This is a genomic window from Sphingopyxis sp. USTB-05 (genome assembly GCF_023822045.1).
In the GTDB taxonomy this organism is placed as follows: Bacteria; Pseudomonadota; Alphaproteobacteria; order Sphingomonadales; family Sphingomonadaceae; genus Sphingopyxis.
Genome location: NZ_CP084712.1, coordinates 4,578,237 through 4,589,454 on the forward strand (window position 1 = coordinate 4,578,237; position 11,218 = coordinate 4,589,454).

The 11,218-nt window shown below is 66.5% G+C and carries 14 protein-coding genes; 8 read left to right on the plus strand and 6 right to left on the minus strand.

Translation table 11 applies throughout. The features are described 5' to 3' along the window. Positions 1-108: 108 nt before the first annotated feature. Positions 109-792 carry a Crp/Fnr family transcriptional regulator gene (locus KEC45_RS21420; protein ID WP_062185535.1) on the plus strand — a complete coding sequence of 228 codons (684 nt, stop codon included), beginning with the start codon at positions 109-111 and terminating at the stop codon, positions 790-792. 4 nt (positions 793-796) lie between these two features. Beyond that, positions 797-1,774, plus strand: a complete 978-nt coding sequence (locus KEC45_RS21425) for a L,D-transpeptidase family protein (protein WP_238586764.1) — start codon at positions 797-799, stop codon at positions 1,772-1,774. Positions 1,775-1,798: 24 nt separating this feature from the next. Here the strand turns inward: KEC45_RS21425 and KEC45_RS21920 are convergent, their stop codons facing one another. Further along, complete coding sequence (locus tag KEC45_RS21920) at positions 1,799-1,927, minus strand: hypothetical protein (protein ID WP_274520274.1); 129 nt, start codon at positions 1,925-1,927, stop codon at positions 1,799-1,801. A 79-nt stretch (positions 1,928-2,006) separates the two neighbouring features. Further along, positions 2,007-2,492 (minus strand): Hsp20/alpha crystallin family protein, encoded by a 486-nt coding sequence (locus KEC45_RS21430; RefSeq protein WP_238586763.1) that lies wholly within the window; start codon positions 2,490-2,492, stop codon positions 2,007-2,009. 284 nt (positions 2,493-2,776) lie between these two features. Here KEC45_RS21430 and KEC45_RS21435 point away from each other — a divergent pair, with 284 nt between their 5' ends. From KEC45_RS21435 to KEC45_RS21445, 3 genes are all read left to right on the plus strand, one after another. After that, entirely contained in the window at positions 2,777-3,436 is a 660-nt protein-coding gene (locus KEC45_RS21435; RefSeq protein ID WP_062185533.1) for a BON domain-containing protein, read from the plus strand. A gap of 138 nt (positions 3,437-3,574) precedes the next feature. Beyond that, complete coding sequence (locus KEC45_RS21440) at positions 3,575-4,369, plus strand: universal stress protein (RefSeq protein WP_062185532.1); 795 nt, start codon at positions 3,575-3,577, stop codon at positions 4,367-4,369. A 136-nt stretch (positions 4,370-4,505) separates the two neighbouring features. Next, positions 4,506-4,919 (plus strand): response regulator, encoded by a 414-nt coding sequence (locus KEC45_RS21445; RefSeq protein WP_054733980.1) that lies wholly within the window; start codon positions 4,506-4,508, stop codon positions 4,917-4,919. Positions 4,920-4,941: 22 nt separating this feature from the next. Here KEC45_RS21445 and KEC45_RS21450 read toward each other — a convergent pair whose 3' ends face one another. Genes KEC45_RS21450 through KEC45_RS21460 form a run of 3 tightly spaced genes read right to left on the minus strand, consistent with a single transcriptional unit; the run spans position 4,942 to position 6,821 of the window. Beyond that, positions 4,942-5,208 (minus strand): hypothetical protein, encoded by a 267-nt coding sequence (locus tag KEC45_RS21450; RefSeq protein ID WP_062185530.1) that lies wholly within the window; start codon positions 5,206-5,208, stop codon positions 4,942-4,944. Continuing rightward, positions 5,208-6,224 carry a zinc-dependent alcohol dehydrogenase family protein gene (locus tag KEC45_RS21455; RefSeq protein ID WP_062185528.1) on the minus strand — a complete coding sequence of 339 codons (1,017 nt, stop codon included), beginning with the start codon at positions 6,222-6,224 and terminating at the stop codon, positions 5,208-5,210. Before KEC45_RS21455 ends, KEC45_RS21450 begins: the two co-directional genes overlap by 1 nt. 51 nt (positions 6,225-6,275) lie before the next feature. Further along, positions 6,276-6,821: a GNAT family N-acetyltransferase gene (locus KEC45_RS21460; RefSeq protein ID WP_062185525.1), complete on the minus strand. Its 546-nt coding sequence runs from the start codon at positions 6,819-6,821 to the stop codon at positions 6,276-6,278. 336 nt (positions 6,822-7,157) lie between these two features. Between KEC45_RS21460 and KEC45_RS21465 the strand changes: the two genes are divergently transcribed. Further along, complete coding sequence (locus KEC45_RS21465) at positions 7,158-7,967, plus strand: universal stress protein (RefSeq protein ID WP_062185523.1); 810 nt, start codon at positions 7,158-7,160, stop codon at positions 7,965-7,967. Between the two features lie 31 nt (positions 7,968-7,998). After that, positions 7,999-8,688 carry a Crp/Fnr family transcriptional regulator gene (locus KEC45_RS21470; protein WP_062185520.1) on the plus strand — a complete coding sequence of 230 codons (690 nt, stop codon included), beginning with the start codon at positions 7,999-8,001 and terminating at the stop codon, positions 8,686-8,688. Between the two features lie 25 nt (positions 8,689-8,713). On the opposite strand, the gene KEC45_RS21475 is transcribed toward KEC45_RS21470, so the two are convergent. Then, positions 8,714-9,385: an OmpW family protein gene (locus KEC45_RS21475; protein WP_062185518.1), complete on the minus strand. Its 672-nt coding sequence runs from the start codon at positions 9,383-9,385 to the stop codon at positions 8,714-8,716. Positions 9,386-9,556: 171 nt separating this feature from the next. On the opposite strand from KEC45_RS21475, the gene ccoN reads away from it, so the two are divergent. Further along, positions 9,557-11,215, plus strand: a complete 1,659-nt coding sequence (ccoN, locus tag KEC45_RS21480; protein ID WP_062185516.1) for a cytochrome-c oxidase, cbb3-type subunit I — start codon at positions 9,557-9,559, stop codon at positions 11,213-11,215. Positions 11,216-11,218 lie beyond the last annotated feature (3 nt).

The following is an 11,218-nucleotide window of genomic DNA, read 5'->3' on the forward strand; positions in this document are numbered from 1 at the left end:
TATTCCCGGCCGCATGAGGGGTCAGCCACATCTTTTCCGCCATCCAGGCCGCGACCGCCAAGCAACGGAGTGGCGTGCGGAGCGCGCGTCGCTTGCGGGTGCACGGCGATGAGCGATTGCGCATCCTGCGCCGTACGCTGCCGCGCCATCTGCGCCAGCCTTGCCGCCGACGAAGCCGCCGAACTCGGCCGCATGGGGCGGCGGCAACGCGTGAAGGCGGGTCACACCCTGCTCTGGGAAGGCGACGAAGCCCCGACGGTCGCAAATGTCCTGTCGGGCGTCCTGAAGCTGGTCGTCGCCACCGCCGATGGCCGCGAGCAGATCGTCGGGCTCGTCTTCCCTTCCGATTTTATCGGCCGCCCGTTCGGCAAGCAAAGCCCCTACCGGGTCACCGCTATGACCGACGCCGAGGTCTGCATCTTCAATCGCCAGCAGTTCGACGATTTCGCGGGTCGCCATCCGCATCTCCAGCAGAAATTGCTCCATCGCACGCTCGACGAGCTCGACCGCGCGCGGCACTGGATGATGCTGCTCGGCCGCAAGTCGGCACCCGAAAAGGTCGCCTCCTTCCTTCTCGACATGGAAGAGCGGCTGCCCGCCGACGCCGGCGAGACCCCGGGCGGGTTCGAGCTCCCCTTCGGCCGCCAGCAGATCGCCGACATATTGGGGCTGACGATCGAAACGACCTGCCGGCAGCTGACGCGCATGCGCAGCGACGGCCTCGTCGACTTGCCCTCGCGGCGCGCGGTACGGATCAACGACCGCGCCCGAGTGGCAGCGATGGCCGGTTGAGAAAGTGGGAACCTGGGCGAAGCTCGCCGGAAGGGCAGCGCTTTTGCTGGGAGCGGCGCTGCTGTTGCCACTCGCGGCCTCGGCCGTGCCCTCAAGCCCGCATGGGAGCGTGCTCGATGCCGCCGAGCGGTTGAAGCCCGGAGATTATATCTGGGCGCCCGAGATCGCGCCGCGCGGGCCCTTGATGATGATCGTGAGTCTCGCGACCCAGCGCGGCACGCTGTACCGCAATGGCGTCCCGATCGCGATTACCACTGTCTCGACGGGCAAGGCCGGCCATGAAACCCCGACCGGTGTCTTCACCATCCTCCAGCGCGACGTCGACCATCGCTCGAGCCTCTACGACGATGCGCCGATGCCCTATATGCAGCGGCTGACCTGGGGCGGCGTGGCGCTGCACGGCGGCACCTTGCCGGGCTACCCCGCTTCGCACGGTTGCATTCGCCTGCCGCATGGCTTCGCCCGTCTCCTCTATGGCGTCTCCCGGCTCGGCATGACGGTCATCGTCACCGATGCCGCAGCGGTGCCGCGTGCGGCCCCGACCGATCCGCTCGCCATGACCGAAACGCGCCCTTCCGATGGCGCGCTGCTCTGGACGCCCGAACGCGCGCGCAGCGGCCCCCTGTCGATCATCGCCAGTGCCACAGACCAGCGGATCCTGATCCTTCGCAACGGAACGATCATCGGCTCGGCGCCCGCGCGCATCGAGGGATCAATGACGGGCACTTCCGCCTTCATCCGGCGGTCGGGCGTCGAGGGGCCGGCAACCTGGACGGAAGTCCCCCTCCCGGGCGCGATCGCCGCGAGGACACCGACGTCGTTCGCCGGGCGCGTCCACATCGCGGCCGATCTGCGCGCGCTGCTCGGCCCGCTTCTGGTCGCGGGAACGAGCGTGATCATCACGCCCGATTCGCTGCGCGCCGGAAGCCCGGTGCCGGCGGAGATTCTCGGCGGGGACGAGGAAGGCGCGCCGGATCGCTAGGCGCCGACATCGGCGCGTCTGGTCCTACGGCCACAGCCGCGGAGCGAGCGACAGGATCAACGACGCGCAGATCACAAGCGAAAGCATCGCCGATCCGAGCTTGAGCCGAAGCAGCGCCTCGCCGTGCCGGTCGGTGTGAATACCAAGGGGCATGATATAACTCCGGTGCGAGGGAATCGCGCGAGATCGAGCGGGAGGGCCGGAGCCGCGTCTGCGGTTCCGGCCCGTTTGCCTAGCTGGCGATCTTGATCTTGCGAGCGTGATCGCGCGCCTTTTCGGTCTTCGCGATCTCGACGCTGAGCAAGCCGTGCTTGAACTTCGCTTCGATCTTGTCGGCATCGGCGTCGGCGGGCAGGGCGATGCGGCGCCGGAAGCTGCCGTGACGCCGCTCGCTGATCAGATGTCCATCCTCGCGGCGCTCGGAGGATTCCTCCTTTTCGCTCGCGAGCAGGAGGACCCCGTCGGCGACCTCGAGCCGGATGTCCTTCTCGGTGAGGCCCGCGAGCTCGGCGGTCAGCTTGTAGGCCGGGCCGGTATCGACGAGCTCGACCGCCGGGAGCGGGCTCACGAGCCGCGGGACATAGCTCAGCAGGCTGCGGCCGGGGCGAGCGAATTCCTCGAACATGCGGTCGAGCTCGCCGCGCAGCCAGTTCATCGCGCCAAGCTCCGCCTCAGCGGGCTGGCTACCCGCGGTGCGGGTCGGGGTCAGATCGTTCATCAGCTTGCTCCTTCTTGAAAATCGAGAGGGATCGCGGCGGCGGGCTGTGCCGGGCGGACCCTCGTCGCCGCGATACGCCGGAGCGCAATCGGGACCTAGCGAGCAGGCTGCGACGGCAGAATCGGGGAAGCTCCCAAGCGGAGCTCTCCTTACGGAAAGTTGCGGATAAGCCGCACCCTTCGTCCCGGGTAAGGCTGCCCGCACGCGCCGGCGGCTCCTGCCGATGTTCGCCGGCTTCGGTCCGCTCGCAACGCGAGCCGGATTTCTTTCGAAGGAGAAAGATCATGCAGAAGAAGAGTGACGGCCAGCTGCAGGATGACGTGGTCGCCGAACTCGAATGGGATCCGAGCGTCGATCACGCCGATATCGGCGTCTCGGTCAATGACGGCGTCGTGACGCTGGCGGGCTATGTGAAGAGCTTTCCGCAGAAGGTCGCGGCCGAACGTGCGGTGCGGCGCGTCGCGGGGGTTCGCGCGCTCGCCGAGGAACTGAAAGTGCGCTTCGCGTCGGATCCCAAGACCGCCGATCATGAAATCGCCAAGCGGATCGTCGACATGATCGGCTGGACGGTCGCGATTCCCGAGGGGCAGATCAAGGTGAAGGTCGAGCGCGGCTGGGTCACGCTGACCGGCACCGTCGACTGGCACTTCATCGCAAAGGAAGTCGCGCGCGCCGCGGGGCAGATATCGGGGGTCACCGGCGTCTCGAACCTGATCAAGGTCGGCGATATTCCCACCCCTGCCGACGTCAAGGCGCGGATCATGGCGGCATTCAAGCGCCAGGCGGGTCTCGACGCAAGCGGCGTATCGGTCACCACCGAGGGCAGCACGGTCACGCTGCGCGGCCGGGTCAAGGCGTGGGGCGAGCGGCGCATGGCCGAGCTCGCTGCCTGGTCGGCGCCCGGCGTGACCGACGTCGAGGATTATCTCGCGGTCGACAGCTGATCCCGCTCGCCTGGGGAAGAGGCGACCCCCCTGCGGCCGTCCGGACATCCGGGCGGCCGCCTTTCCATCCGTATCATTGCGCATATCGGCCTCGGCTGACGACACATAGTCTCGGTGCAGAAACCAAGGAGACGGCTCATGAAGAATATCCTGTTGCTCGTACATGACGACCATGGCCAGGAAGCTCGCCTGCAGGCGGCGCTCGATATCACCCGCGCGGTCGAAGGCCATCTGACCTGCATCGACGTCACGCCCTATCCCCTCATCGCCGGTGACGGGTTCGGCTTTGCCGAAACCGTCGTCATCCTCGACGAGCGCGAAAGCGAGGCGAAGAACAAGTCGGTGATCAGCGAGCGCCTGTCGCGCGAGGATGTCAGCTGGAGCTGGATCGACGCGATGGACGAGATCGCGAATGCGGTACTCGATGCAGCCGACCTCGCCGACCTCATCATCCTCAATCGCGCGCTCGACGGCTTTCCGATGCCCGACATGCGCGACATCGCGAGCCGCATTGTCGCGCGCGCGAGTGCGCCCGTGCTGGCGGTGCCCGAGACGCTCGAACGCTTCGAGCTCGAGCGCGCGCTCGTCGCGTGGGACGGCCGCCCCTCGGCGGCGGCCGCGCTCCGCGCCGCTGTACCGCTGCTCGTCTTCGCGAAAGAGGTCGAGATCTTCACCGCGCAAGGGTCCGACAATCATATCGTGCCCGAGGATGCCGCGGCCTATCTGTCGCGCCACGGCATCGCGGCAAATGTGCGCAAGACCGACATCGGCAAGTTTCACGCCGATTTCCTGATCTCGGACGAGGCAAAGATGTTCCGCGCCGATTATCTCGTGATGGGCGCCTACGGCCGCGGCCGGCTGCGCGAGACCTTCGGCGGCACCACGAAGAATCTGCTGACGAAGAGCAAATTCCCCCTGCTCATGAGCCATTGATCGGTGGCCCCCGGCCCTGTTTTCCGGCTTCGGGCTCGCACCTCCGAAAGGGCGAGCCCAACAATTCTGCAAGACCTGGCCGGTAGCGGCCGGAAACCTGCCGCCATGCCAAAGCTTCGATAACGGGACCATGGACATGTTGATCGCCCGATCGGGTTGGAGCGAGGCACCGCCGACCATTCTTATCGTCGAGGATGACCCGGCAGTGCGCCGCTCGCTCCTCCTGCTTCTGCAGGGACGCGGATTTGCGGTGAAGGCCTGGCCCGCCGCCGATCCCGCGCTCGCCGAGGCGGCGCGTGCCGCGCCCGACTGCCTGATCGTCGATTACCGGCTCGAGAGCAGCGACGGGATCGCGATGCTGGGCGCGCTGCGCGCGCAGGGCTGGGATGGGCCGGCCATCCTGATCTCCGCCTATCCGTCCGGGGAACTGAGCGCGCGCGCGCGCGAGGCGGGCTTCGCGCTCGTTCTGGAAAAGCCCTTGCGCGAGCATATGCTTGTCGACGCCGTGACGAGGCTCACGCGCAGCGGCACGCCGCCCGCAAGCCCTTGAGGTCTTGTCCGGCCGCGCGCAGCTATTCGGGATATTCGCGCGGCGTGGTTTCGGGATGGCTGTCGGGAAGCACCGGTGCCTCCGGCGACGTGCGCAGCGGCTGGCGATCGGGGTCCGGTGCCGGCGTCTCCGGATAGGCCTTGTCGGGCTGCGTCGGCGGGTCGCAATCGGGACATTCGGGAGGGCGCGCCGCGCTGGCGGGGTCTCGCTCGAAACGATCCATGGCAGTCTCTCCTGACAGGCCGATCTGGCCTTCGCCACTTTCGCGCCGCCGGTGCGGGCGCGCCATTAGGGATTCCCCCTAGCCGCGCCCTCGGGGACGAGGACGAGCGCGCCTTCGACTTCGCCGGCGCGCAACCGGTCGAGCGCGCGATTGGCGTCGGCGAGCGGTAGCGCGGTGACATGCGTCCGCACGCCGCAGCGCGCCGCGGCTTCGAGAAACGCTGCGCCATCGGCACGGGTCAGATTGGCGACCGACCGGATAGACCTTTCCTCCCAGAGATCGGCATAAGGAAAGGACGGGATGTCGCTCATATGAATGCCGGCGCAGATGACGCGTCCGCCCTTGCGGACATGGCGTAGCGCTTCGGGAACCAGTGCTCCGACCGGCGCAAAGAGGATCGCTGCGTCGAGCGGGTCCGGCGGTGCTTCGGTCGACGCGCCCGCCCAGGCGCAACCGAGGCGGCGGGCGAAATCCTGACCAGCGGTATCGCCTTCGCGTGTGAAGGCGTAGACATCGGTGCCGTCGGCGATCGCGAGCTGCGCGAGAATATGTGCGGCGGCGCCGAAACCATAGAGGCCGAGCGCCTTCGCGCTGTCCGCCATGCGATAGGCGCGGTAGCCGATCAAGCCGGCGCAGAGCAAAGGCGCCGCATGAAGATCGTCGAAGGCGGCAGGGATTGCGAGGCAGAAGCGCGCATCGGCGACGACATGCGAAGCGAAACCGCCGTCGCGCGTGAATCCGGTGAACTCGGGCGCGTCGCAGAGATTTTCATGGCCCGCAGCGCAATAGGGGCAGGTGCCGCAACTCCTGCCGAGCCAAGGCACGCCGACCCGCTCGCCAAGCCCGAACTGGGTGACGCCCGCGCCGAGTGCGTCGACGCGGCCGACGATCTCATGTCCGGGGACAATCGGAAGCCGGCCGCTGATGTCGCCGTCGGCGATATGGAGATCGGTCCGGCACACGCCGCAAGCGGTGATCGCGATCCTGATTTCGCCGTCGGCCGGAGTCGGGATCGCGCGTTCGACGCGGTGCAGCGGTGCGCCCGGCGTGTCGAGCTGCATGGCATGAAAGCCTTGGTCCATTGGGAGTGTCTCCAGCCGGCTGCCTGCCGGGCGCCGACCCGATGGCCAAGGTCAGCGAAGCTCGAGTTCGAGCAGAGCGAGCGTGGCGTCGCCATCATAGTCGCTCGCCTTGAACCCCAGCGTCCGCTCGACCTCCATCGCGCCTCGATTGGCGCGGCTCTCGATCGACCGCAACGTCTTGAGGCCGCGGGCGCGGGCGAGATCGACGGCATGATTGAGGAGGGTCCAGCCGACGCCGCGTGTCTTATACGCCGGCGCGACCGAAATCGCGACCTCGGCGGTCACGAACGCATCGTCGGCAGCAATCAGCAGGCTCGCAATCAGCTCCGAGGTCGCGGCATCGAACGCGAGCAGATGCTCGCGGTGGCGGTGATCGACACCGATCATCGCTGCGAGCTGGGCGCTCGACAGGTGCGACTGGCCGCTCAGGAAGCGGAACTGCATATCGTCCGCCGTCAGGCCGTCGAAGAAATGATTGACGATATCCGCGTCGCTCTCCGCGACCGGCCGGAGACGAAGGTCGACGCCGCTGCGGGTCTGCAGGCAGGTCTCGGTCGCCTCGCTGAGCGTGGTGTCGGGCGCATTGGTGAGCGTCATCCTCTGTCTCCTTGATTTGGATCGGACCGCCGGAGCGGCGAAGGGCGAAGGGTGAGGGTGCCCGCGATACGGCTTTGCTCGCGCCGCGGGTCAGCCGGCGCGCGATTCACCGGAGTCCGGCGCGGGTGCGCGCGAAATGGGGTCAATGGACTGGGTCTCGGCATCGCTTGCTCCTTTGCGACGTCAGGCTAACGCCCCGCGCGGTCGGCGCATTTCGTAATTATACGGAGCGACGCCCATTATGCCGCCCGGCCTGAAGGGCGCGGTTTATTGACCGGTGTCAATGAAGCCGGCGCGCATAAGCGCTTCCCTCTCCATCATGAAGGAGAGCAAGACATGCGAAATCTTTTGATTCACGCCGACGCGAGCCCGGCCATGGCCGCGCGCACCGAGACGGCGCTCGCTATCGGACGGCGCCTCGGCGCTCATCTCAGTTTCCTGATCTGCTCGCCCTTCCAGCAGTTCATCGCCTCCGATCCCTTTGGCGGCATGTATCTGGCGCGCGAACAGCTCGCCAAGGCGCAGCTTGCCGATGCCGAGCTCGAGACCCGGCTCGCGGCGCAGCTCGCGCGCGAGGATGTGCCCTGGGACGTCGCCATCGCCGACGGCGATGCGCTCGCGGCGCTCTCGCTCGCCGCGACGCTAGCCGATCTTGCCATCGTATCGCTCGGCCCCCGCGACCGGCGCGGTCTCGCTCAGCCGACGCTGGCGGGCGACCTCGCAATGACTGTGCCCGCGCCCGTGCTCGCGTTGCCCGCCGAAGGCCAGCCGCTCGACCTTGATGCCCCGGTGATGATCCTGTGGAACGGCAGCCCGCAAGCCGCGCACGCCTTGCGCGCCGCTGGGCCGTTGATGGCGGGCGCGGGCAGCGTGACGATGGTGCAGGTCGGGCCGGATGAGGGACGGGTGCCGGCCGAGGACGCGCTCTGCTATCTGTCGCGGCACGGCATTCATGCTGAGCTTCGCCGCCACGATCGCGGGGCGCTTACGCCCGAGGAGATACTCGAGCGAACCGCGAAGGAAATGGCCCCGGGGCTCATCGTGATGGGAGCCTATGGGCGTCCGCGGCTGCGCGAGACCCTGTTCGGCGGGGTGACGCGCTATCTGCTCGAAGCCGCGCCGGCGCCGCTCCTCCTCGCCCATTGACCGCGATGCCTGCCTGCCGGGCACCCGGCGCATGACCGATTGCCTGTCCTGCATCGTGCGCAACCGCGCCATTTGTGCGAGCCTGCGGCCGGACGAGCTCCTGTTGCTCGGCCGGATGGGCCGGCGCCAGCGCGTGAGCAGCGGGCATACGCTCCTGTGGGAGGGCGACGACGCGCCGGTCGTCGCCAATGTCCTTGAAGGCGTCCTGAAACTCGTCGCCGCCACCGCCGACGGGCGCGAGCAGATCGTCGGTATCGTCTTTCCCTCGGACTTCATCGGGCGGCCGTTCGGGAAGGAAAGCCCGTATAGCGTCAGCGCGATCAGCGCCGCCGAGCTTTGCATCTTCCATCGCGACCAGTTCGACGAGTTCGCCGCCGACCATCCCGATCTCCAACAAAAATTGCTGCGCCGCACGCTCGGCGAACTCGATCGCGCGCGCCGCTGGATGCTTCTGCTCGGGCGCAAGTCGGCGTCCGAGAAGGTTGCTTCCTTCCTGCTCGAAATGGCCGATCGCTTGTCGCCACCTCCCGGTGCGGCGGATACGGCGCGAGGCTTCGAGCTGCCCTTCGGCCGTCAGCAGATCGCCGACATCTTGGGTCTCACCGTCGAGACCACGAGCCGCCAGTTCACCAAAATGCGCGCCGATGGCCTGATCGACCTTCCATCCCGCCGCAAGATCGTCATCAACGACCTTGCGGCTCTGAACGAAATGGCAGGCTGACCGGCCAACGGCGCCAGTTGGGAGGTCAGAAACGAAAAGCGACGCCGGCGCTGATCACCCAGGGATCTAGCTTGTGCCGCGTCTTCAGCACCTCGGTCGTCCCGGCATACCATGTCGCGGTCGGACGCAGGAAATAGCGTTTGGCATCGAAGGATAGCGCGAGTCCCTTGTCGTTCACCGGAATATCGACCCCGGCCTGGAGCGCGGCGCCGAGCTTGTCGCCCATCTTCTGGCGGGTCGCGCCGAGCGACCGGGTCGTGGCGCCGGGCTTTTCGTCGATGAAGATGAAGTAGCTCGGACCCGCCCCCACATAAGGCTGGATGCCGCCTTCCTTGCCGAAATGATATTTGAGCGTCAGCGTCGCGGGGACGATCTTGGCGTTCGACACCAACGTCGCGCCGCTCAGCGCGCCACGGCCGTTCACGTCATGCTGGGTCACCCCGGCGATCGTCTCGAGCGAGATATGGTCGGCGACAAAATATTCGATAGCGACCGTCGGCGTGACATTGTCGTCGGCCTTGGTTTGTGTCCCGGCCGGAAGCCCGATCCGGTCGAGCTTGACGTCGCTGATCTTGCCGTCGGGTGCGACATAGGTCGCGAAAATCTTGAACTGGACATCGCCGGCCTTGGCCGCGGCCTGCCCGGGAATCGCGGCGGCGGCCGCCAGCGCGATCAGCGAGAGATGCTGTTTTTTCATGGTCGTTGCTCCTTGCGTTGACCTGGGCTCCCTGCACCCGGCGTGGTCGCCGGGCATTGATGCCGCGCAATCTATTCGTTGATCCTGGTCAATGTTTTTGCCCCGCCGCACGGCCAAGAGCGGTCCTGAACCATGCGGCGCCAAAGCCGCGCGAAAACAGGGACAAGCGATATGGACACTCTGGTAGCAAAGGCGGGGGGCTGGCTCGGCCTGGCCCTGCTCGCGCTGGTGATGGCGGCGGTCGCGGTCGATGCGCCCTTCGCCGTCCATATGATCATCGTCGCGCTGGCCGCTTTGCTGATGCTCTGGACGACCGTGTCGCGCGCCGATTATGAGGCGATCGCGCGCGGGATATTGAAGATGCCCGCCGATCAGGGCGTCTATGACGACGATCCGGTGCGTTGGGGGGTCGTCGCCACGCTGTTCTGGGGCATCGCCGGCATGGCGGCAGGCCTCTTCATCGCATTGCAGCTCGCTTTCCCGGCGCTGAACCTCAATCTTGAATATACGACCTTCGGCCGCCTGCGGCCGCTGCACACCTCGGCGGTGATCTTTGCCTTCGGCGGCAACGCGCTGATCGCGACGAGCTTTTACGTCGTCCAGCGCACCTGCCGCGCGCGGCTTGCCTTTCCGGCGCTCGCGCGCTTCGTTTTCTGGGGATATCAACTCTTCATCGTGCTGGCCGCGACCGGCTATCTGATGGGCGTCACCGCGGCCAAGGAATATGCCGAGCCCGAATGGTATGTCGACCTATGGCTGACGATCGTCTGGGTCGCCTATCTGGTCGTTTTCACCGGCACGATCGTCAAGCGCCGCGAGCCGCATATCTATGTCGCCAACTGGTTTTACCTCAGCTTCATCGTCACCATTGCGATGCTCCACATCGTCAACAATCTGTCGGTGCCGGCGAGCATCTTCGGGTCGAAGAGCTATGCCGCCTTTGCTGGGGTGCAGGATGCGCTGACGCAATGGTGGTACGGGCATAATGCGGTCGGCTTCTTCCTGACCGCGGGCTTCCTCGCGATGATGTATTATTTCGTGCCGAAGCAGGCCGAGCGGCCGGTGTACAGCTATCGCCTGTCGATCATCCACTTCTGGTCGCTGATCTTCCTCTACATCTGGGCGGGGCCGCACCACCTCCATTACACCGCGCTGCCCGACTGGGCGCAGACGCTGGGCATGGTCTTTTCGGTGATCCTGTGGATGCCGAGTTGGGGCGGCATGATCAACGGTCTGATGACGCTCAACGGCGCGTGGGACAAGATCCGCACCGACCCGATCATCCGCATGATGGTGATGGCGCTCGCCTTCTACGGCATGAGCACCTTCGAAGGCCCGATGATGTCGATCAAATGGGTCAACTCGATGTCGCATTACACCGACTGGACGATCGGCCATGTGCACTCGGGCGCGCTCGGCTGGAACGGCATGATCACCTTCGCCTGCGTCTATTATCTCGTGCCGCGCCTGTGGGGCCGCGAGCGGCTCTACAGCCTGCGCATGGTCAACTGGCACTTCTGGCTCGCGACCGTCGGCATCGTTTTCTACGCCGCGTCGATGTGGGTCGCGGGCATCATGCAGGGGCTGATGTGGCGCGAATATGGAGCCGACGGCTACCTCGTCTACAGCTTCGTCGAAAGCGTCGCGGCGATGCACCCGATGTACCTGATCCGCGCCGCGGGCGGGGCGATGTATCTCGCCGGCTTCCTGATCATGGTCTTCAACGTCTGGGCGACGCTCAGCGGCAAGGTGCGCGCCGAAAAGCCGATGACCGAAACCCCGTACAACGCCGCAGCGGACCGCCCGCTCGCGCCCGTCCCTGCCGAATAAGGA

Bases quoted from the DNA above. Each gene is read 5' to 3' on its own strand.
- KEC45_RS21440 (WP_062185532.1), top strand. From the start codon at position 3,575: ATGAAGAATATCCTGTTGCTCGTACATGACGACCATGGCCAGGAAGCT.
- ccoN (WP_062185516.1), top strand. From the start codon at position 9,557: ATGGACACTCTGGTAGCAAAGGCGGGGGGCTGGCTCGGCCTGGCCCTG.
- KEC45_RS21920 (WP_274520274.1), bottom strand. From the start codon at position 1,927: ATGCCCCTTGGTATTCACACCGACCGGCACGGCGAGGCGCTGCTTCGG.
- KEC45_RS21430 (WP_238586763.1), bottom strand. From the start codon at position 2,492: ATGAACGATCTGACCCCGACCCGCACCGCGGGTAGCCAGCCCGCTGAG.
- KEC45_RS21460 (WP_062185525.1), bottom strand. From the start codon at position 6,821: ATGACGCTCACCAATGCGCCCGACACCACGCTCAGCGAGGCGACCGAG.
- KEC45_RS21445 (WP_054733980.1), top strand. From the start codon at position 4,506: ATGTTGATCGCCCGATCGGGTTGGAGCGAGGCACCGCCGACCATTCTT.
- KEC45_RS21435 (WP_062185533.1), top strand. From the start codon at position 2,777: ATGCAGAAGAAGAGTGACGGCCAGCTGCAGGATGACGTGGTCGCCGAA.
- KEC45_RS21455 (WP_062185528.1), bottom strand. From the start codon at position 6,224: ATGGACCAAGGCTTTCATGCCATGCAGCTCGACACGCCGGGCGCACCG.
- KEC45_RS21420 (WP_062185535.1), top strand. From the start codon at position 109: ATGAGCGATTGCGCATCCTGCGCCGTACGCTGCCGCGCCATCTGCGCC.
- KEC45_RS21475 (WP_062185518.1), bottom strand. From the start codon at position 9,385: ATGAAAAAACAGCATCTCTCGCTGATCGCGCTGGCGGCCGCCGCCGCG.
- KEC45_RS21470 (WP_062185520.1), top strand. From the start codon at position 7,999: ATGACCGATTGCCTGTCCTGCATCGTGCGCAACCGCGCCATTTGTGCG.
- KEC45_RS21465 (WP_062185523.1), top strand. From the start codon at position 7,158: ATGCGAAATCTTTTGATTCACGCCGACGCGAGCCCGGCCATGGCCGCG.
- KEC45_RS21450 (WP_062185530.1), bottom strand. From the start codon at position 5,208: ATGGCGCGCCCGCACCGGCGGCGCGAAAGTGGCGAAGGCCAGATCGGC.